Origin of the sequence: Pantoea sp. FN0302, from assembly GCF_050113775.1 — a bacterium.
Taxonomy (GTDB): Bacteria; Pseudomonadota; Gammaproteobacteria; order Enterobacterales; family Enterobacteriaceae; genus Mixta; species Mixta alhagi.
The window spans coordinates 172,960-193,018 of the sequence record NZ_JBNJSM010000002.1; the positions used below are offsets into that span (position 1 = coordinate 172,960).

At 54.0% G+C, this 20,059-nt stretch carries 17 protein-coding genes and 1 pseudogene; 7 read left to right on the forward strand and 11 right to left on the reverse strand.

The window, feature by feature from the left end; translation table 11 throughout:
• Positions 1-217 precede the first annotated feature (217 nt).
• Together glyQ and glyS are read left to right on the forward strand one after the other, a co-directional pair.
• A complete protein-coding gene (gene glyQ, locus ACQE32_RS11470; protein WP_085068944.1) occupies positions 218-1,129 on the forward strand; it encodes a glycine--tRNA ligase subunit alpha in 912 nt (303 codons plus the stop codon).
• Positions 1,130-1,138: 9 nt separating this feature from the next.
• Entirely contained in the window at positions 1,139-3,208 is a 2,070-nt protein-coding gene (glyS, locus tag ACQE32_RS11475; RefSeq protein ID WP_426973881.1) for a glycine--tRNA ligase subunit beta, read from the forward strand.
• Positions 3,209-3,402: 194 nt separating this feature from the next.
• On the opposite strand, the gene ACQE32_RS11480 is transcribed toward glyS, so the two are convergent.
• The gene (locus tag ACQE32_RS11480) at positions 3,403-3,804 is read right to left on the reverse strand and encodes a helix-turn-helix domain-containing protein (RefSeq protein WP_427021809.1); all 402 of its coding nucleotides are present in this window, start codon (positions 3,802-3,804) and stop codon (positions 3,403-3,405) included.
• Positions 3,805-4,157: 353 nt separating this feature from the next.
• Here ACQE32_RS11480 and ACQE32_RS11485 point away from each other — a divergent pair.
• Positions 4,158-4,529, forward strand: a pseudogene (locus ACQE32_RS11485) (alpha-xylosidase); the annotation flags it as partial.
• A 14-nt stretch (positions 4,530-4,543) separates the two neighbouring features.
• On the opposite strand, the gene ACQE32_RS11490 reads toward ACQE32_RS11485, so the two are convergent.
• The 5 genes from ACQE32_RS11490 to fdnG all read right to left on the reverse strand — a co-directional run bounded on the left by ACQE32_RS11490 (position 4,544) and on the right by fdnG (position 10,768).
• Complete coding sequence (locus ACQE32_RS11490; protein WP_426973882.1) at positions 4,544-5,155, reverse strand: glutathione S-transferase; 612 nt, start codon at positions 5,153-5,155, stop codon at positions 4,544-4,546.
• A 71-nt stretch (positions 5,156-5,226) separates the two neighbouring features.
• Positions 5,227-6,156, reverse strand: a complete 930-nt coding sequence (gene fdhE, locus ACQE32_RS11495) for a formate dehydrogenase accessory protein FdhE (RefSeq protein WP_426973883.1) — start codon at positions 6,154-6,156, stop codon at positions 5,227-5,229.
• Positions 6,156-6,806 (reverse strand): formate dehydrogenase cytochrome b556 subunit, encoded by a 651-nt coding sequence (fdoI, locus tag ACQE32_RS11500; RefSeq protein ID WP_427021810.1) that lies wholly within the window; start codon positions 6,804-6,806, stop codon positions 6,156-6,158. Before fdoI ends, fdhE begins: the two co-directional genes overlap by 1 nt.
• Positions 6,806-7,705, reverse strand: coding sequence for a formate dehydrogenase subunit beta (fdxH, locus tag ACQE32_RS11505; protein WP_250651367.1), 900 nt, complete (start codon positions 7,703-7,705; stop codon positions 6,806-6,808). The genes fdoI and fdxH overlap by 1 nt, the downstream gene beginning before the upstream one ends.
• Before the next feature lie 12 nt (positions 7,706-7,717).
• Complete coding sequence (fdnG, locus tag ACQE32_RS11510) at positions 7,718-10,768, reverse strand: formate dehydrogenase-N subunit alpha (RefSeq protein WP_427021811.1); 3,051 nt, start codon at positions 10,766-10,768, stop codon at positions 7,718-7,720.
• Positions 10,769-11,187: 419 nt separating this feature from the next.
• Between fdnG and fdhD the strand changes: the two genes are divergently transcribed.
• The 3 genes from fdhD (at position 11,188) to ACQE32_RS11525 (ending at position 14,002) form a co-directional block, all read left to right on the forward strand.
• Positions 11,188-11,991, forward strand: a complete 804-nt coding sequence (gene fdhD / locus ACQE32_RS11515) for a formate dehydrogenase accessory sulfurtransferase FdhD (RefSeq protein ID WP_426974074.1) — start codon at positions 11,188-11,190, stop codon at positions 11,989-11,991.
• Positions 11,992-12,237: 246 nt separating this feature from the next.
• Positions 12,238-12,855: a superoxide dismutase [Mn] gene (gene sodA / locus ACQE32_RS11520; protein ID WP_085068927.1), complete on the forward strand. Its 618-nt coding sequence runs from the start codon at positions 12,238-12,240 to the stop codon at positions 12,853-12,855.
• Positions 12,856-13,066: 211 nt separating this feature from the next.
• Positions 13,067-14,002 carry a VirK/YbjX family protein gene (locus ACQE32_RS11525; protein WP_427021812.1) on the forward strand — a complete coding sequence of 312 codons (936 nt, stop codon included), beginning with the start codon at positions 13,067-13,069 and terminating at the stop codon, positions 14,000-14,002.
• 34 nt (positions 14,003-14,036) lie between these two features.
• Here the strand turns inward: ACQE32_RS11525 and ACQE32_RS11530 are convergent, their stop codons facing one another.
• From ACQE32_RS11530 to ACQE32_RS11550, 5 genes are all read right to left on the reverse strand, one after another.
• Complete coding sequence (locus ACQE32_RS11530) at positions 14,037-14,399, reverse strand: YibL family ribosome-associated protein (protein WP_085068923.1); 363 nt, start codon at positions 14,397-14,399, stop codon at positions 14,037-14,039.
• 61 nt (positions 14,400-14,460) lie between these two features.
• Positions 14,461-15,006 carry a mannitol operon repressor MtlR gene (gene mtlR / locus ACQE32_RS11535; RefSeq protein WP_426973887.1) on the reverse strand — a complete coding sequence of 182 codons (546 nt, stop codon included), beginning with the start codon at positions 15,004-15,006 and terminating at the stop codon, positions 14,461-14,463.
• Between the two features lie 68 nt (positions 15,007-15,074).
• Positions 15,075-16,223 (reverse strand): mannitol-1-phosphate 5-dehydrogenase, encoded by a 1,149-nt coding sequence (gene mtlD, locus ACQE32_RS11540; RefSeq protein ID WP_427021813.1) that lies wholly within the window; start codon positions 16,221-16,223, stop codon positions 15,075-15,077.
• A 66-nt stretch (positions 16,224-16,289) separates the two neighbouring features.
• On the reverse strand, positions 16,290-18,209 hold the full coding sequence (locus ACQE32_RS11545) for a PTS mannitol transporter subunit IICBA (protein WP_426973889.1): 1,920 nt from the start codon (positions 18,207-18,209) through the stop codon (positions 16,290-16,292).
• Between the two features lie 409 nt (positions 18,210-18,618).
• A complete protein-coding gene (locus ACQE32_RS11550; protein ID WP_426973890.1) occupies positions 18,619-19,335 on the reverse strand; it encodes a DUF3053 domain-containing protein in 717 nt (238 codons plus the stop codon).
• A 415-nt stretch (positions 19,336-19,750) separates the two neighbouring features.
• Between ACQE32_RS11550 and ACQE32_RS11555 the strand changes: the two genes are divergently transcribed.
• Positions 19,751-20,047, forward strand: coding sequence for an HTH-type transcriptional regulator (locus ACQE32_RS11555; protein WP_426973891.1), 297 nt, complete (start codon positions 19,751-19,753; stop codon positions 20,045-20,047).
• Positions 20,048-20,059 lie beyond the last annotated feature (12 nt).

The window sequence follows — 20,059 nt, forward strand, 5'->3', positions numbered from 1 at the left end:
TCATAAAGCGAGCACTTACGTTTATGAGCGTAGCCAGGCCGCCGCGCTTCAACAACTTTCCGCCAGCAGGAATCAGATTCCATCCCGCTGTCGCCTGCGGTTGAACCTTAATGAAACAAAGCGGCGGCCAGACGAGATCACAGGCTGCATAACGCCCGGTCAAAGGGTATACTGACGCACACTTTTTTAACTCACCCGTATCGCGTGCGAATTCAACATGCAAAAGTTTGATACCAAGACCTTTCAGGGCCTGATCCTGACCTTGCAGGATTACTGGGCGCGTCAGGGCTGCACCATTGTTCAACCGCTGGACATGGAAGTAGGCGCTGGCACTTCTCACCCGATGACTTGCCTGCGAGCGCTGGGCCCGGAGCCTATCGCCGCTGCCTATGTGCAGCCTTCTCGCCGTCCTACCGACGGGCGCTACGGGGAAAACCCGAACCGTCTGCAACACTATTATCAGTTCCAGGTGATCATTAAGCCGTCACCAGACAACATCCAGGAACTCTATCTTGGCTCGCTGAAAGAGCTGGGCATCGATCCTGGCGTTCATGACATCCGCTTTGTGGAAGACAACTGGGAAAACCCGACGCTGGGCGCCTGGGGGCTCGGTTGGGAAGTCTGGCTGAACGGTATGGAAGTCACGCAGTTCACTTACTTCCAGCAGGTTGGTGGCCTGGAGTGCAAACCGGTTACCGGTGAAATCACTTACGGCCTGGAGCGCCTGGCGATGTATATCCAGGGCGTCGACAGCGTTTACGATCTGGTCTGGAGCGATGGCCCGCTGGGTAAAACCACCTACGGCGACGTGTTCCATCAGAACGAAGTTGAGCAGTCCACTTATAACTTCGAATATGCCGACGTGGATTTCCTTTTCACCTGCTTTGAGCAGTATGAAAAGGAGGCGCAGATGCTGCTGGCGCTGGAAAAACCGCTGCCGTTACCGGCCTACGAGCGCATTCTGAAAGCGGCGCACAGCTTTAACCTGCTGGATGCCCGCAAAGCGATCTCGGTTACCGAGCGTCAGCGCTATATTCTGCGTATTCGCACCCTGACCAAAGCCGTGGCTGAAGCCTACTACGCCTCCCGTGAGGCGCTGGGCTTCCCGATGTGCAATAACAACAAATAAGAGGCAGCCATGACTGACAAAACTTTTCTGGTGGAAATCGGCACCGAAGAGCTGCCACCAAAAGCGCTACGTAACCTGGCGGAATCTTTTGCCGCTCAGCTAACCGCCGAACTGGATAGCGCGGGCCTCGCCCACGGCGAGGTGAAATGGTATGCCGCACCGCGTCGTCTGGCGCTGAAAGTGGCCAACCTGAGCGCGGCCCAACCGGATCGCGAAATTGAAAAACGCGGCCCGGCCATCGCTGCGGCCTTTGACGCCAGCGGCGCGCCGACCAAAGCGGCTGAAGGCTGGGCACGCGGCTGCGGCATTACCGTGGATCAGGCCGAGCGTCTGAAAACCGATAAGGGCGAGTGGCTGATGTATCGCGCCCAGGTGCAGGGCGAGAGCGCACAGAAGCTGTTGCCGGGCATGATCGCCACGGCGCTGGCGAAGCTGCCGGTACCGAAGCTGATGCGTTGGGGCGACAGCGACGTGCAGTTTGTGCGTCCGGTACATACCGTTACGCTGCTGCTGGGCGACGAGTTGATCCCGGCTACCATTCTGGGCATTGAGTCAGGCCGCACGCTGCGCGGACATCGCTTTATGGGTGAGCCGGAGTTCACCATCGATCACGCTGACCAGTATCCGGAGATTCTGGAAACGCGCGGTAAAGTGATGGCGGATTACGAAGCGCGTAAAGCCAAAATCAAAGCGGACGCCGAAGCGGCGGCGCGTGGGATCGGCGGCAACCCGGATCTGAGCGACAGCCTGCTGGAAGAGGTGGCTTCGCTGGTTGAGTGGCCAGTCGTACTGACGGCGACCTTTGAGGAAAAATTCCTCGCGGTGCCGGCGGAAGCGCTGGTCTACACCATGAAAGGCGACCAGAAATATTTCCCGGTTTACGGCAATGACGGCAAACTGCTGCCGCACTTTATCTTCGTCGCTAACGTTGAATCGAGCGACCCGCAGCAGATTATCGCCGGTAACGAGAAAGTGGTGCGTCCGCGTCTGGCCGATGCCGAATTCTTCTTTAATACCGACCGTAAAAAACGCCTGGAAGATAATCTGCCGCGTCTGGAGACCGTGCTGTTCCAGCAGCAGCTGGGCACGCTGCGTGACAAAACTGACCGTATTCAGGCGCTGGCGGGCTGGATTGCTGCCCAGACTGGTGCGGACGTCAATATGGCGACCCGCGCCGGTCTGCTTTCCAAATGCGACCTGATGACCAATATGGTGTTTGAGTTTACCGACACCCAGGGCGTAATGGGCATGCACTATGCGCGCCATGACGGTGAGGCAGAAGAGGTTGCCGTAGCGCTGAACGAGCAGTATCAGCCGCGTTTCGCCGGTGACGATCTGCCTTCCAGCCCGGTTGCCTGTGCGCTGGCGATTGCCGATAAGATGGATACGCTGGCCGGTATCTTCGGCATTGGACAGCATCCAAAAGGCGATAAAGACCCGTTTGCGCTGCGCCGTGCCGCGCTGGGTGTGCTGCGCATTATCGTTGAGAAGCATCTGCCGCTCGATCTGCAAACCCTGACCGAAGAAGCGGTGCGCCTGTATGGCAGCAAGCTGAGCAACGAGAAGGTTGTGGATGAGGTGATCGACTTTATGCTGGGCCGTTTCCGTACCTGGTATCAGGAAGAGGGCCACAGCGTCGATACGATTCAGGCGGTGCTGGCGCGTCGTCCTACCCGTCCGGCCGATTTCGATGCGCGCATGAAGGCGGTTTCGCACTTCCGCACGCTGGAAGATGCTGCCTCGCTGGCTGCCGCCAACAAGCGTGTCTCTAACATTCTGGCAAAAGCGACTGAACCGCTGAACAGCAGCGTGCAGGCGTCGCTGCTGAAAGAGAATGAAGAGATCAAGCTGGCGACTTTTGTGACTGCGCTGGAGAGCAAGCTGCAACCGTGGTTTGCTGAAGGGCGTTATCAGGATGCGCTGATCGAGCTGGCTCAGCTGCGCGAAGCGGTAGATAACTTCTTTGACAAGGTGATGGTTAACGCCGAGGATCCGGCGGTGCGTATTAACCGCCTGACGCTGCTGGCGAAACTGCGTCAGCTGTTCCTGCAGGTGGCGGATATTTCTCTGCTGCAGTAACCGCTTTCTTGTGATGATTCACGCCGGGCAATCTTTACAGGTTGTCCGGCGTTGTTGTTTTTCGTCCAGCCTAACCTGCCTTTCAGGCGCGAGCTATAGCATAAAGCGATAGCCTTCCAGCGCTTTAACCGTCATCGGCAGGTTCTGTCTTAATAGCGTCTGTAGATATTCATCCGCGTTCACAGGCGGCTTTTTCAGGCCTGGAATGTTTCATTAATAAAGCCCAGCTCCTGACTCTGGTCTGCCAACTCCTGTAGTGCTTTATTACTTTCTTTGGCACGCTTTTCTTTGTATTGCATAAGGTCAGAAAACAGCACGCGGCGATGACGACTCGTTTTATGAAATGGCAACGTTCCACTTTCTGAAAGCTTCACCATGTGAGGTCGGGAAACATTCAGAATATTGGCAGCTTTCTGCGTAGTTAATTCAGCATGAATTGGAACAACCTGAACTGCGTTACCTTCGGCCAGTTCTCCCGGTATGTTCATTAGCAACATCAGGGCGGATGTGGGTAACTCAATATGATGAGCAACGTTATTTGCATCCTGAATTGATATTTTTTGCGTTTCCAGCTTTGTAGCGAGAAATGCAGCCATTTCTCTTTGTCCACGCAAAGCAGCCTCAATTTTTTCGCAGTCGGGAGGATCAAGCTGCCCAGAATTGAGTCCGTCATATTTTTTACTGGGGTTAGAAATGAAGTTCGGAAAATATAATAATAAATTTAGCTATTTATTTTATTTAACTGATGCTTAGCATAAATACAGGCAGCGGCAGCATTAAAAGATTAATCAAAATATACGAAAAGAAAAATATACGAAATAAACGAAACGCATGTGCACCGACAGAGCTTCTTTTTCCGATAACGCCTAATGCCAAACCAATAAGCTATCCGGATCACAGTTATCAAGAAACGTAATTTGATAACCAGAAAACAGAATACAACCTGGCGCAGCGGCATACTTTCTTAAGCCTGCCGCTCTACGATCGCGATACTACGCTGCTGGCGCTGGGCAGTAACGATCAAAAACCAGACTATGACTGGCATAAAGAGACAGCTTACCAGTTGTTTAGACTGGATGATGGGCGTGAAGCACGGTGTGAGGTGCCCGCCGCCGACGGTGCGACGCTGTTTACGCTGAGGGCGCGTCGCGAAGGGGAAACGTTAACGGTGCAGGGCGAAGGCTGCGCGACAAACTGGACGCTTTGTCTGCGTAATATCCATGAAGTTAAAGAGGTGCAGCAGGGGCGCTACACTGTGAGCGAGCAGGGCGCGATAATTACGCCCGCCAGCGCAGAGTCCAGGCGGGTGATTAGGCTGTAATCCGGTACCTCCGTTCAGGCCGCAGGCGGCACCGTGCGGGCAAAGCTTTCACGCTGAAACATTTTTTCCGCCAGTTTCACCAGCGACGGGCGATTAACGCACCAGTTCGGCGCGACGTGACGGAAATTAAGATAGCCGATGGCGCAGGCGGCAGCGATATCAGCAAGATTAAGCTGCTCGCCGTTAAGCCAGGTCTGGTTTGCTGCTTCACGCTCCAGCGCATCCAGCCCGCGCTGAATCTTATGCCGCTGGCGCAGCATCTCTTCTGGCGACTGCTGTTCAATCGGGCGCAGCTGTTCCCGCACAATAACCAGCGCTGCGTCGCAGATCCCGTCAGCTAATGCCTCCAGCTGCCTGACCTTTACCGCCTGAAAAGCATCTTCCGGTAACAATTTTGGCGTCTGTGGCAGGGTTTCCAGCCGCGCGGCGATGATTGACGAGTTATACCAGCACTCACCGTTATCATCGACCAGCGCCGGAACTTTGCCTAACGGATTGTATTGCGGTACGTGGCTCTCTTCGGTCCAGGGCGATTCATTGACAAACTCAAAGGTCAGGCCTTTTTCCAGCATGATAACTGAAATTTTGCGTACATAAGGGCTGGTATAACTGCCGATAAGTTTCATTAAGGTGATCCCCTGCCAGCAAATAGTTGAAATTGCCAGGCCGTCGCCGTCGGCGGCCTGGCCGTTAACGATTAGTCAGTGCCAGGAAACAGAAACGGATTCAGGCTGCTGCGTGCAAAGCCTTCCTGCTCCATACGCGCATCCAGAATCAGCGAGGCGAGATCGTCAGCTACCGGCTCAACCGCCGGATCTTTCTCCTGCCACAGCATTTTCAGATAGGTGCCGCAGTCACCGCAGCTTTCCGCCTTTATTGCCGACTGTTCACTTTCCAGCGACCAGTAGTGCAAATCGCGCGTCTGCTCGCAGTTGGTGCATTTGGCGCGCAGTACATACCATTCGCTTTCACACAGGTTGCAGTGCAGGTAACGCAGTCCGCCGCCCTGGGTGCCCATGTGCACCACGCTGGATACCGGCACGCTGTTGCAGACCGGGCAAAACTGCCGCTGTTCACCATACTCAGCGCGCGCTTTGCCAGGAATTAACGCCGCCATTTGCGCCCAGTAAACCGACAGGGCAGCCCAGATAAAGGGCGCCTTATCGCTGCTTACCTGGGCGAAATCATGCTCCAGCAGGGCAGTCGCCAGCGCATCCAGCTCCGGCGCAGAAGTTTTTTCCAGATTCTCCAGCACCGCCAATGCCTGACCGGTCATCTCCGGCTTCAGTTCGGCAATCAGCGAATGCAGCAAACGTTGCCAGTGGGGATCGCGCGGCAAAGTATGAATATCCAGCGGCGGTTTACCGCTGGCGGCAGTTTCTACCAGGCGCGCATGGAGATCCATATGCAGCGGGTGATCGTAAAGTACGATCTCCTGCGCTTCGGCAATAAACGCGGCAAAGCGCAGATAGTCGCCCAACGGATTTTTTTCTGCCAGCTGGCGCAGACGCGCAGCGCGGCGGCTGTATAAATTTTTCAGCCTGGGGAAAAGTAACGGCGGAATCATATCCGCCGTGGTTTTGTCGCTCTTCTCCAGCTGTTCTTGCGGGATGATGCGAATAGTCATCAGGGACGTTTTTCCTGTTTTGTCGGTTGGCTCTGCTGTTCACGAACAGCGCGATACCAGCGCGGATGGTGCTGCTTCGCCCACAATGGCGTAACCCAGCCTTCCACCATTGCAGTCAGCGTGCCTTTTACCCACAGCGCGGCGTAAACATGCACCATTATCACCACAATCAGGCCCACCGCCGCCAGCGAATGCACCAGTAAGGCCAGCCGGATAAGCGGAATGGGAAAGGCAGCGGCGAAGTAAGGACGCCAGATGACAATACCACTCGCCAGCAGCAGCAACAGACTGATGATAGCAGCCCAGAATACACACTTCTGTCCGAAATTATAGCGGCCGGTATCGCCGACCTCCTCATTCATGGCAACTTTATGGATGTTTTTTGCCCACTCAATGTCGTCACGGTTAACCAGGTTGTGCTTCCAGTAGCGGAAAAACATCAGCATAAAGGCCAGGAACATCGCTACACCGATAAAAGGATGCAGAATGCGCGCCAGCTGCGGCGTGCCCAGCAGGTGTAATAACCAGTTAAACGATGGGAAGAAAAAGCCCAGGCCGCTAACGGCGGCGAACATGAAGCAGAACGCCACAATCCAGTGATTGATGCGTTCCGGCGCGCTGTAGCGCACAATCAGGTCGCGTTTTTTCATTATTTCCGATCCTCTTTGTCCTGCTGTTCACTATCCTCATCGTCTTTGACCCGGTTCGGGCCGATACCCACGTAATGGAAAAGCGAACCGGCAAAGGTGGCTGCAAAACCGATGGCCGCCAGCGGTTTCCAAATCCCTTTCCAGAAGGTCACCGTCGGGCTGATGCAGGGGTTTTCCGGCAGACCGTGATAAAGCTGCGGTTTATCGGCATGGTGCAGCACATACATAACGTGCGTACCGCCGACGCCTGCCGGATCGTAAAGACCAGCATTTTTATAGCCGCGCGTTTTCAGTTCCTCGACGCGCTCTGCCGCCAGCTGCTGCATGTCCGCTTTGCTGCCAAAGTGAATAGCGCCGGTAGGACAGGTTTTCACGCAGGCAGGCTCCTGACCGGCGGTGACGCGATCCACGCAGAGGGTGCATTTATAAACGCGGTTATCCTCTTTATTCATACGCGGCACATTGAAAGGGCAGCCTGCTATGCAGTAGCCGCAGCCGATACAGTGTTCCGATTGAAAATCAACGATGCCGTTTGCGTACTGAATGATAGCGCCCTCCGCCGGGCAGGCTTTCAGGCAGCCAGGATCGGCGCAGTGCATACAGCCATCTTTGCGGATCAGCCACTCCAGCCTGCCGTTCTCTTCTACTTCCGAGAAGCGCATAACCGTCCAGGATTTCGCGGTCATATCGATCGGGTTATCGTACACTCCGACGTTAGTACCGGGTTCATCACGAATATCGTTCCACTCTGAACAGGCGACCTGGCATCCTTTGCAGCCGATGCAGGTTGTTACGTCGATCAGCTTCGCCACTTCCTGTTGATGATCGCGCGCCTGCGGCGGCGGCGTTAAACCGTTGGTCGCGGAGCGGCGGATGATGTCTTGCGATTGATAAGCCATAATCGTTCTCCCTTACACCTTTTCCACGTTAACCAGAAAGCCTTTGTATTCAGGCGTTTGTGAATTGGCATCGCCAACTGACGGCGTCAGGGTATTGGCCAGGAAGCCTTTTTTTGTCGCGCCTTCAAAGCCCCAATGGCAAGGTATGCCGACGGTATCCACCTGCTTATCGTTAATGGTCAAACGACGCAGGCGTTTGGTCACCACCGCTTTGGCTTTGATATAGCCACGCTGTGAGCTGATTTTGATCTCATCGCCAGCCTTAATGCCTTTATCGGCCGCCAGCTCAACGCCGATTTCAACAAACTGCTCAGGCTGAGCGATAGCGTTTAACAGCGCATGCTTGGTCCAGTGGCGGAACAACTCGGTAATCGAGTAGGTGGTTGCTACATAAGGGAATTTATCAGCTTGTCCCAGCGTATCGGCATCGCGCTGGAAAATACGTACTACCGGGCTGTGGACCTGAGTTGGGTGCAACGGGTTGGTGCCGGTAGGGCTTTCCATCGGCTCATAATGCTCTGGGAAAGGGCCATCGGCCAGCTTATCCAGCGCAAACAGATGCCCCATGCCGTCCGGCAGCATAATAAACGGCCCAACCTGTTTTTCTGGCGGCGAGGTTAACGGATAATCGGGCACGTCGTAGCCCTGCCAGCGCTGCCCATTCCATTCAATCAGCTTACGTTCCGGGTCCCAGGCTTTACCCTGTGGATCGGCGGAGGCGCGGTTATACAGAATGCGGCGGTTAGCGGGCCATGCCCATGCCCAGCCGGAGATTGCGCCCAGACCGGAAGGATCGGCATTATCACGCCGCGCCATCTGGTTGCCTTCCGGGGTCCAGCTACCGGTATAGATCCAGCAGGCGCTGGCGGTGGTGCCGTCATTGCGCAGTTCAGCAAAGGAGTTAAGCTGTTGGCCCTTTTTCAGCAGCAGCTTGCCGTTATCATCATAAATATCGGTCAGCGCCTGACCATTGCTTTCACGCGCTACCTCTTCCGGTTCCGGGTTGGCAGGATCGGTATAGTTCCAGTTCATTGCCAGTAACGGTTCCGGCGCGGTGCCGCCTTCCTGACGATAAAGTTCGCGCAGGCGCAGGAAGATGTTGCCCAGAATTTTACCGTCGTGCAGCGCTTCCGCCGGTGGCTCGGCGGCGGCCCAGTGCCACTGTAGCCAGCGGGAAGAGTTCGCTACCGAGCCGTTCTCCTCTGCAAAGCAGGAGGAGGGCAGACGGAACACTTCTGTCTGGATTTTGGCAGGATCGACATCGTTAAATTCACCGTGGTGCTGCCAGAAGCTGGCCGTTTCGGTGCTGAGCGGATCGATAACCACCATATATTTCAGGCGAGATAAGGCCCGGAACGCTTTGTTTTTATTGGGGAAGGCAGCCAGCGGGTTAAAGCCCTGAATGATATAGCCGTTGAATTTCCCCTGTTCCATCATCTCTGCCTGCGCCATGCAGTCATAGCTTTTGTCCCACTTGGGCAGCCAGTCGTAACCCCACTGGTTATCCGCCGTGGCGTTATCGCCGTAAAAGCTTTTCATTAGGCTGACAAAAAACTTATCGGTGTTCTGCCAGTAGTTAACCTGGCCGGGCAGTGGAGAAACGGGCGTCGCCTGCTGCAAATAGTGAGAGAGCGTGGTTTGCTTTTCAGAAGGCAGCGGCAAGTAGCCCGGCAGGCTTTGCGCCAGCAGGCCGAGATCGGTATAGCCCTGGACATTTGAGTGGCCGCGAAGCGCGTTAATACCGCCGCCCGGCATGCCAATGTTACCCAACAGCAGCTGGATAATCGCAGCGGTGCGGATGATTTGCGCGCCGTTGGTGTGGTGCGTCCAGCCCAGCGCGTAGAGAATGGTGGCGGTGCGGTTGGGCACGCTGGTGCTGGCCAGCGTCTGGCAAATGGTGAGAAACGCTTCCTGCGATGTTCCGCACAGGCGGCTGACCATTTTCGGCGTATAGCGGCTGGCATGTTTTTTCAGCAGGTTCAGTACACAGCGTGGATGCGTGAACGTATTGTCACGCCTGGCCTCGCCGTTTGCGTCCAGTTCATAATGCCAGCTGCTTTTATCATATTGCTGCGACGCTTCATCGTAGCCGCTGAACAGGCCCTCTTCAAAGCGGTAGCCTTCGCTGACGATCAGTGAGGCATTGGTATAGGCTTTAACATATTCGTGCTGGATTTGGTTATGCTCCAGCAGATAATTAACCACGCCCATCAGAAAGGCCACGTCGCTGCCCGCGCGCAGTGGAGCATACATATCCGCTACCGCCGCCGAACGGTTAAAGCGCGGATCGACCACGATAACTTTGGCTTTATTATGGGTTTTGGCTTCAATAACCCATTTAAATCCCACCGGATGGGCTTCCGCCGGGTTGCCGCCCATAATCATCACAACATTGGCGTTTTTGATGTCATTCCAGTTATTGGTCATCGCGCCCCGGCCAAAGCTGGGAGCCAGAGCCGATACCGTTGGGCCGTGACAGAGGCGCGCCTGGTTTTCCAGCGCGACGATGCCTAAAGCACGGGCGAATTTATGATCGAGTAGGCCTGTTTCGTTACTGGCGGCGGAGGAGCAGAGCATGCCGGTTGTGGTCCAGCGGTTTACCGTTGTGCCTTGCGCATTCTTTTGCTGGAAGTTAGCATCACGGTCGGCCTTCATCAGCCGGGCAATACGATCGAACGCCTCTTCCCAACTGATACGCTGCCATTTATCGCTGCCTGGCGCGCGGTATTCAGGGTATTTAAGCCGCTGTTCGCTATGGATATAATCCAGAACGCCGGCCCCTTTCGGGCAGAGCGAGCCCCGGCTGACCGGATGATCGGGATCGCCTTCAATATGGTAAATAGAGGAAACGGCGTTTTTAGCACCGTCGCCTCGGCTATAAATCAGCATGCCGCAGCCAACGGAACAATAAGTACAGTTATTTCGGGTTTCCTTTGCCCGAAGCAATTTATATTCTCTCACGTTTGCGAAGGCAGCAGAGGGCGTAAAGCCTAATAATGTTAGAGTTGTCCCTGCCATGCCACCCGCACAGATTTTAAAAAAACTGCGTCTGTTAATATGCATAGTATTATTTTTTGCTCAAAACATTGCCGGAGCCCCAAAAAATAACACTCTTCAGGCTAATTTTTTTGATGAGCGTCAATAAGTAACTATATTGTTATCGTTTTTTAAACGGTTAATTATAAAGAGGTATATCGCTTAAATTGTTCAATTTAAAGGTTTGATTAAATTAATTAACGGTGATGTGAATTTTCCGACCTTTTAAGGGCGTCGCTTTGACGTGGATATTTTAATTAAAGGGATACGGTTACGTTATTCGCATTTTATGTGTAGCGATTTTTTTGCCATGCGCAGGCGGCAGGTTCAGAATTGCGGCACAAAATTTACACGCTGTGCGGCTTAAGGTTACACCTTAGCCTGTGTGGTTGTGGCAATCGGGTAGACGTAAATTGAAATCTGAAGATCAACAAAATGTCGGGACGATAACGCCTCTTACCGGCGTAAGCGAAGTACAGGTATGGCAGCGCGATGCGCTGGCGGAATCACGCGGTGACTGGCTGGCCGAGGAAGTGCCGGTGGCGCTGGTGTATAACGGCATTTCACATGTTGTTATGATGAGCACGCCAAAAGATCTTGAAGCGTTTGCGCTGGGTTTTTCCTTATCGGAAGGCATTATCGCCGCGCCGGAAGAGATTTACGGCATGGATGTAGTGCCCGGCTGTAACGGAATCGAGGTACAAATAGAGCTTTCCAGCCGCCGCTTTATGGCGCTGAAGGCCCAGCGTCGGGCAATGGCCGGGCGCACCGGCTGCGGCGTATGCGGCGTTGAACAGCTTAATGAGATCGGGAAACCGATCCAGCCGCTGCCGTTTACACAGAAGTTTGATTTGCGCTTGCTGGATAATGCATTGCGCCAGCTAAAAGATTTTCAGCCGGTCGGACAGCTGACCGGCTGTACCCATGCGGCGGCATGGATTGGAGATGCCGGCGATCTGACCGGCGGTTGTGAGGATGTAGGTCGTCACGTTGCGCTGGATAAGCTGCTGGGTTACCGCAGCCGTCGGGGATGGGCTCGTGGGGCGGCACTGGTTTCCAGCCGCGCCAGTTATGAAATGGTGCAGAAATCAGCCATGTGCGGCGTGGAAATTTTGTTTGCCGTCTCAGCGGCCACCAAACTGGCGGTGGACGTCGCCGAACGCAGTAATTTGACGCTGGTGGGTTTCAGCAAGCCAGGCCGTGCAACGGTTTATACGCATCCTCAGCGGCTGACATGGTCGCAGGATTAAAATATAAGACAAAGCTCATTCTGCTGAAATGCAGATATAACTGCCCGTAATCTGCACGGCAGTTATATTCCGTTCATATTCGTTGTTCGGTCCACGCACGCGTAAGTGATATCTGTTATAACCTTATAAAGAGAGGGGCATTGATAATCCTTTTCCCGATCATTAATTTAACTATAATGATCCAACTGCTTACGCGGTGCTTACAACTAAAAAGTGCCGCTCCTACAATAAATGGAGATGATGAACATGAGTTATTCACTGCCATCCTTGCCTTACGCATACGACGCACTGGAACCGCATTTCGACAAGCAGACGATGGAAATCCATCACACTAAACATCACCAGACCTACGTTAACAACGCTAACGCAGCGCTGGAAGGCACCGAGTTCGCTGACCTGCCGGTTGATGAGCTGATCACCAAACTGGATCAGGTTCCGGCAGAGAAAAAAACCGTACTGCGCAACAACGCGGGCGGCCACTACAATCACAGCCTGTTCTGGAAAGGTCTGAAAACCGGCACGACTCTGCAGGGCGAGCTGAAAGCTGCGATTGAAAAAGATTTCGGCAGCGTTGAGAAATTCCAGGAAGAGTTTGAAAAAGCAGCGGCAACCCGTTTTGGCTCCGGCTGGGCGTGGCTGGTGAAAAAAGGCGACAAGCTGGCGGTGGTTTCTACTGCTAACCAGGACAGCCCGCTGATGGGCGAAGCTATTTCCGGCGCTTCCGGCTACCCGATTCTGGGCCTGGACGTATGGGAACACGCTTACTACCTGAAATATCAGAACAAACGTCCTGACTACATCAAAGCATTCTGGAATGTAGTGAACTGGGACGAAGCTGCGGCACGTTTTGCTAACGCAAAATAAGCGCAGGCTACGATCGAGTAAAGAACCGGTGGGCTAAGGCCTGCCGGTTTTATTTAGAGAGTATCTTATTAATTTGTGTTTAGTCATATTCTATCCTCCGTATTGTTATTAAATAAACTCTCCTGCTTGCTAAATCTATTAGCGCATTAACGTCCTGTTTATCTTCGCTGCCGTAATATCGCCATATAGTTCATCCATTCTGATAAATATTATGTCAACTATTACTGAGAACCCGACGCCCGGACCGTCGATGGGGTCACTGTTTTTCCAGCTAAGCTTCGGGAAATTTAAGCCAAATAAACTCTGGGAATGCCCACGCTTTCGGCTGAAGTTTTTACTGCGTTCGCTGGCTTATCCCGTAACCACTTTTTCCTATATGGAGCAGATGGCTGAACTGCCGGCCATGCGTCAGGCTCTGCTTATTCAGGGATTGCTGCCAGCGAAGATCCATCGCCCTTACCTTTGCTCGCTATTTAGTGTGAAACAGCGGGCGCAGGCGCTGTTGGCGCATTACCGTACCCTACAGCAGTTGCCGCATACGTTATATCAGCTGTTCCTGTCGCCGGTTGATCAAACCATGGCGCGCCTGCAGGGTAAAAATAATGAGCAGTTTGATATTGTTTGCAGTACCGGGCGTTACGATCGGGAAGGCGAAATAACACTGGTACTGCTCTATAACGCGGTGACCCTTGCCTCGCTCTCTTTTTCGTTTATTGAACAGCAAGGGCAGCGAGCAATATTAATTGGGGGATTACAGGGACCCCGTAAAACGGTAAATGCCGATATGATCCGCGAGGCCACGAAAGCCAGCCACGGCCTGTTCCCTAAACGCGTATTAATGGAAACGCTGTTTTACCTGGCCGGGCGCTGCCAAATTAAACAGATTCAGGCGGTAGGGGATAATACGCATGTTTTTCGCAGCCTGCGCTATCGCCACAGCAAAAAAGAGGTGTTTCACGCCAGTTACAGTGAATTTTGGCTGTCGTTAAATGGGGAGGCGCTGCCGAATGGTCTGTACCAGCTGCCGCTGGCGATGCCGCGTAAACCGCTGGAAGAGATCGCCAGTAAAAAACGCGCGGAGTACCGTCGGCGCTATGAGTTTATGGATGCGCTGGAGCAGCAGCTGGCGCAGGTTGTGGCCGGGTAAGGCATCAGGCCGGGCTTAATCCCGGCCTGCAGACTCAGAAAGCTTTAGGCGCGAAGCCCGTCATCTCTTCCAAACCCATCTCTTTACCCAGCGCGGTCATTGGGTGCACCACCACCAGGCCGCGCACGCTTTTTTTCAGCGCGCCCATATTTGCCTGTTCTTTTTTGGTGATAGCCCGGCTGAAAGGCAATTTTTGCAGCTTCTGTGCTTCTTTGCTCAGCTTCTGGTCACGCACGTCGCGCAGACGTTCGATCTCTTTGACCAGCGCTTCTTTTTCTTTCAGCAGCGCGCCGAGTTTCTCCGCATCGCCCGATTCCAGTAACATCGGCTCTTTACGATTGAGCGCATCCAGCAGATCGCTGAGGCGCTTGATTTCGGCTTTTTCCTGCTCTTTCATGACGATTACCTGTACTGATGAATAACCGATAGGATACACGAAAAGCGTGCGGGACGCGGGGCTACTTTTTAAAGGCCTGCTTCATGCTGATGCGGGAGATCAACTCGGTCAGCGAAAGCACCATGGTTGAACGCAGCACCTGTTGATAACGCTGTTGCTGCATGGCACGCAGCTGCTCGTCATCGGCAGAGAAGTCAGGGCGGGGCGGCCAGGCGCTGACGCAGTGCAGCTCGCTGAAGGGTCCCAGAATCTCATCATCGCTAAAACGGTAGTCGCTGTGGTCATGGTTCAGCTCTTCACGTAGCGCCATCAACAGCTCGCAGTCTTCATACTCCTGGCGACTAATCACGCCCAGGCCGTAAATCAGCTTCAGCCTGACTGACATCTCGCCCAGCGGGCCATTGCCGAATAGCAGCGGCTCGACGGCATATTTCACCGCATAGTCATCCTTGCGAAACACCTGAAGCACCAGCAGATTGACCGCCTCGGTCAACAGCTCGACGGCGGCAATCAGGAAGCTTCTTACCGAGCGTCCGGCATTCAGGCGCTCCAGCACCTGATTTTCAAAAGCCTGCTTCTCTTCCATTGTTGCCTGTACATTTATCATTCTGCGCGCGGGCACAGCCTGGCTGTGCCCTCGTTGCTCGCCGTTAAACCGCATCGGCAGCGTGCGCATTATGGCATTGCAGCATAGGCCTTAACCACCGCGGCAACCACTTCGCTATTAATATCAAGACCGGAAACCTGTGCCAGCGCAGCCTGCGGACCCGCTGATTTCAATAGTGCTTCCAGCTCCTGCGCCTGCGGATCCTGCGCGCTGCGATAATGCATGGCGGCAGCGATGCCTTTCACCAGATTATCGTGCGGTAGCTGATACTCCAGCGTGCCCAGCGTAGGCTTGATCAAACGGTCACCGGCGCTGAGCTTACGCAGCGGCTGACGACCAACGCGCTCTACGTCATCTTTCAGGTAAGGGTTTTCAAAGCGGCCCAGGATCTTGTCGATATAGGCGGCATGTTTCTCCGGGTCAAAACCGTAGCGTTTGATCAATACTGCGCCGCTCTCCTGCATAGCACCTTTAACCACTGCGCGTACCGCTGGATCGAGGATAGCGTCGCGAATGGTTTGATGCCCGGCCAGCTGTCCCAGGTAAGCGGTAATCGCGTGACCGGTGTTCAGGGTAAAGAGCTTACGCTCAACAAACGCCATCAGGTTATCGGTGAGTTCCATGCCCGGGATGGTGGGTAACTCGCCTTTGAACTGGGTTTTATCCACAATCCATTCGCTAAAGGTTTCGACAGTAACCGCCAGCGGATCGTTGCTGCCCGCTTCGCCCGGCGGCACGATACGGTCTACGGCAGAATCGACAAAGCCGACGTGCTGCTCAACCCAGGCGTGAAGATTTTCCGGCAGGGCGGCCAGCACATGCTGTTTTAGCTGGCTGGTGCCACGCACCATATTTTCACAGGCGATAATATTTAACGGGCGGGAATTAGCGCTATCACTGCGTTTGGCCAGGCCGCGCGCGATACTGCCAGCGATGCGCTCCAGAATCTGTGGGCCAACCGCCGTGGTAACGATATCAACCTCGGCAATCAGGGCGATTACCTCATCGCTGGTACTCTTTACCGCGCTAACGCCGGTGACCATCTCTACCTGCGCCTGTTCACCGACAACGTGAACCGGATACTGGTGGCGCGCGTTCAGCGCATCAAGCACGGCCTGGTTCACGTCGGCGAAAATCAGTTCAATACCGGCGTCTGCCAGCAGCTTGCCGATAAATCCACGACCGATATTACCGGCACCGAAATGTAATGCTTTCATCGTTGCTAAACCTTTAAACAAGAAAAGGGTAAGGGGCCGACGTGGCCCCTTAATTTAAGTAAGCGATCAGGCGGGCTGACCGGTTAGCAGATCCAGCACTTCCTGCACGCTGGTGGTGTTGGCCAGACGCTCAATGACGCTTTCATCATCCAGCGCGTTGGTCAGGCTGGTGATAACCTGGATATGCTCGTTGTTACGGGCGGCAATACCAATCACCAGGCGGGCGATATCTTCTTCTTCTTCGCCGAAGCGTACGCCCTGCGGATACTGGCAGAACACCACGCCGGTTTTCAGCACGCGATCTTTCGCTTCAACCGTTCCGTGCGGCACCGCAATGGATTCGCCCAGATAGGTTGGCGTCAGTTTCTCACGTTCCAGCATCGCATCGACATATTCCGGCTCAACATAACCGCCTTTCACCAGCTGCTCACCGGCAAAGCGGATCGCCTCTTCTTTGTTGGCGGCGTGTTGACCAAGGAAAACGTTGCTGGCACCCAGCTTAAACAGATGTTCGTTGCTGGTGTCGTAGCTGTCGCTCAGGGTAGCCGTTACCTTTTCACGATGGCTGGCACTGCGCTGCGCTTCTACCAGACGTGCGGTTAAATCGCTGTACAGACCGCTGTCGAGGAAGTTATTCAACGAAATATGCTGTGCGTGCGGTGCCTGGCGCATGGCGCGCTCGGTCAGGTCGCGGTGGGTGATCACCAGGTCAACATCGCCCGGCAGGGCATTGATGGCGGTATTGGTGACGGAAATCTGCGTCAGCCCGGCATCCTGCACTTTCTTACGCAGCACGCCGGCGCCCATCGCGCTGGAACCCATACCGGCATCGCAGGCAACGATGATTTTACGCACGTGGCTCAGATCGCCGTTCATCGCGGCAGCAGCAGGCGCACCCGCCTGACCTTTAGACTGCGCTTTCATATCCTGCATACGGCGGGTTGCCGCTTCGATATCGTCTTCGTCTTTGACTTTGCTGGTTTTCAGCAGAATTGCGGACACCACAAAGGAGACGGCGAAAGCAGCCAGAATAGCGGCGATGTTGGCGAAGTAGGCCCCTTTTGGCGTCATCGCCAGGACGGCAAGGATCGAACCCGGGGAAGCCGGAGAGACCAGGCCGCCGTTGAGCAGCGTCAGGGTGAAGACGCCGGCCATACCGCCGAGGATCACCGCCAGCAGCAGGCGCGGCGCCATCAGCACATACGGGAAGTAGATTTCGTGGATGCCGCCCAGGAAGTGAATAATGGCCGCTCCGCCAGCAGACTGTTTCGCATTGCCTCGACCAAAGAACATATAGGCCATCAGCACGCCCATGCCCGGACCCGGGTTCGCTTCAATCAGGAAGAATATGGATTTCCCGGCTTCGCTGGCCTGCTGAATGCCCAGCGGCGAGAAGATACCGTGGTTAATGGCGTTATTCAGGAACAGAATTTTCGCCGGTTCCACAAAGATAGAGGTCAACGGCAGCAGGTTGTTCTGCACCATGACATTCACGCCAGCGGCAAGAATACGGGAGAGACCTTCCACCAGCGGACCAATGGCGAGAAACGCCAGAATAGCCAGCAGCATGCCGATAATGCCGGCGGAGAAGTTGTTAACCAACATCTCGAAGCCGCTTTTAATTTTACCCTCTACCGCGCGGTCAAAGGCTTTGATCGCCCAGCCGCCCAGCGGACCGGCAATCATGGCACCAAGGAACATCGGCATATCGGCACCAACGATCACGCCCATGGTGGTGATAGCGCCAACTACGCCGCCGCGATCGCCGCCTACCAGGCGGCCACCGGTATAACCGATCAGCAGTGGTAGCAGGTAGGTAATCATCGGGCCAACCAGTTTCGCTAACGTTTCGTTAGGTAACCAACCGGTAGGAATAAATAGCGCGGTGATGATACCCCAGGCGATAAACGCACCGATATTGGGCATCACCATATTACTCAGAAAGCGACCAAAGCTTTGAACCTTGACCTTGACTGATGAGGACATAAAAACACACCCCTTATTGTTACGCGCTGACAAATAAGAGAGCGCGTGATTTTGTTAAGACGCTTCGGCGGGGAGCCGTCGAATTACTGTATGCAGGCGGACTCTAGCACGCGTTTATGACGCTGCGTAGTGAGCCACCTGATGTGAGAGAGATCACGCTTTTGGGGGAGGGAAAAGGGCGTTTTTCGTGAGTAGGATCACATAAAGAGGCTTCCTGAAAAGCGCTATGCTGAAATAATCACCGCACTCACGCGGGTTTATGTGATTAAGATCACAGTTTATTGCTGTTAGTTTGTTTCTAAATTGTGATATTGATCACAATAAACTTTTGGATAAAAATGCGGCAGATCACACTTTTGCCTGGACCGAAATGCGGGTGCCGAAATGTATAGGGCACCCGCTGTGGTTTTTACCGTAGCCCATTCTGTACGGCGTTTTGCGCCTGCGTCAGCGCCTGCGCTTTCGATGATACGTTGCTCATTAACGTATTGTACTGGCTGGCCTGCTCCTGGGTAGGGAACTGCACACCGTTATCATTAAAGGAAACGCGCGTTCCCTGCTGTTGCAGAAAATCACCTGCCTGCACCACATCCTGACTCAGCGATTGCAGCGCTGGCAGCAGCGGCTGCAGGGTAGCTGCCGGTTGTGTAACGACCTGGGTATAGGCGCGATCGTAAATTGACTTCAGATCGTCAGGCTGTTTCAGCGCGGCTTTGCTGCTGTCCGCCTGGCTTTTCGCGTTTTGCAGCTGCTGCGCCAGCACGCTCAGCGTACCGCTTGCCTGACGCAGCGCATCGCGGCGCGTCAGATAATCCTGCGGAACACGCAGCGCGGACAGCTCGTCCACTACCGGACGCAGACCCTGGTCCACCGCTTTGTTTATCTGTTGTGAAAAGCCATAAATAATGGCGTAATCGCTGGCGTAATTACCAAAGCGCTGTTTTTGATCCTCACTCAGCGCAGGCAAATGTTCGCCGCTGCGCATGACGGTATTCTGTAAAAAATCACTAAAGGCCTTGCGCTGTTCACCCTCTTTATCACCGCAGCCGGTAAGCTGCAGGATGACCAGTACTGCTGCCAACGGCAGCCACAGACGCGTCCAGCCGCGGGAAACTCCGGTCGCCATAGCGTTTACTCCTGTAAATTAACAAACTCGCTGTTTAATAAGGCCGCATCTCGCCGCCTTTTTAAGGTGCCTAAAGCATAGATCAATGCGATTAGGCTGAATATGGGGAAGAATGAATTAATCACGAATTATCGTGAAGTTAGCGATTTCGTGTTTGTGATAACTCTTTTTAAGCAGAATGCAGGCCTGGTAAGGCGCTAACTGGCGGCACGGCTAAAAGCCGCCAGCAAGATCAAAAAATTTTTTAAAATTGGGCGGCAAAACCCCAGGAATCATCTAATAATTAAATTCCCGATTGATGTTGCACAGTTCTGACCCCTTCATTTATGCAACAAACCGGCATTCTGAGCCTGGGCTTCAGGTTCTTATCTCTGTTTTCCTTCACGTTGTTCAAAGTGAGTTTTAGGAGTTTGCTATGGAAGTAAAAGACCCCATGGTTGAGTTACTTAGCAGTCTTGAACAAATTGTATTAACACGGAATGTCGTTGGTGCCCCTGTAGCGCAGCAAGAAAAAACGGTTTCAGTGCCAGAACCACAACGCCTGCGCGAAATGACCGGTATGAAAATTGATGAATTTGCCCGCGTGATGGGCGTGAGCGTCTCTTCAGTGAAAAGCTGGGAAGCGAGACGCACTCGCCCATCAGGTAGCGCCCAAAAGCTGATGCAACTGCTGCACTCCAATCCTTATCTGGGGCGACAGCTGCTTGACTGAATGCACAGAACG

Coding starts and splice junctions, on each gene's coding strand:
- glyQ (WP_085068944.1), top strand. CDS start 218: ATGCAAAAGTTTGATACCAAGACCTTTCAGGGCCTGATCCTGACCTTG.
- glyS (WP_426973881.1), top strand. CDS start 1,139: ATGACTGACAAAACTTTTCTGGTGGAAATCGGCACCGAAGAGCTGCCA.
- ACQE32_RS11480 (WP_427021809.1), bottom strand. CDS start 3,804: ATGGCTGCATTTCTCGCTACAAAGCTGGAAACGCAAAAAATATCAATT.
- ACQE32_RS11490 (WP_426973882.1), bottom strand. CDS start 5,155: ATGAAACTTATCGGCAGTTATACCAGCCCTTATGTACGCAAAATTTCA.
- fdhE (WP_426973883.1), bottom strand. CDS start 6,156: ATGACTATTCGCATCATCCCGCAAGAACAGCTGGAGAAGAGCGACAAA.
- fdoI (WP_427021810.1), bottom strand. CDS start 6,806: ATGAAAAAACGCGACCTGATTGTGCGCTACAGCGCGCCGGAACGCATC.
- fdxH (WP_250651367.1), bottom strand. CDS start 7,705: ATGGCTTATCAATCGCAAGACATCATCCGCCGCTCCGCGACCAACGGT.
- fdnG (WP_427021811.1), bottom strand. CDS start 10,768: ATGCATATTAACAGACGCAGTTTTTTTAAAATCTGTGCGGGTGGCATG.
- sodA (WP_085068927.1), top strand. CDS start 12,238: ATGAGTTATTCACTGCCATCCTTGCCTTACGCATACGACGCACTGGAA.
- ACQE32_RS11525 (WP_427021812.1), top strand. CDS start 13,067: ATGTCAACTATTACTGAGAACCCGACGCCCGGACCGTCGATGGGGTCA.
- ACQE32_RS11530 (WP_085068923.1), bottom strand. CDS start 14,399: ATGAAAGAGCAGGAAAAAGCCGAAATCAAGCGCCTCAGCGATCTGCTG.
- mtlR (WP_426973887.1), bottom strand. CDS start 15,006: ATGATAAATGTACAGGCAACAATGGAAGAGAAGCAGGCTTTTGAAAAT.
- mtlD (WP_427021813.1), bottom strand. CDS start 16,223: ATGAAAGCATTACATTTCGGTGCCGGTAATATCGGTCGTGGATTTATC.
- ACQE32_RS11545 (WP_426973889.1), bottom strand. CDS start 18,209: ATGTCCTCATCAGTCAAGGTCAAGGTTCAAAGCTTTGGTCGCTTTCTG.
- ACQE32_RS11550 (WP_426973890.1), bottom strand. CDS start 19,335: ATGGCGACCGGAGTTTCCCGCGGCTGGACGCGTCTGTGGCTGCCGTTG.
- ACQE32_RS11555 (WP_426973891.1), top strand. CDS start 19,751: ATGGAAGTAAAAGACCCCATGGTTGAGTTACTTAGCAGTCTTGAACAA.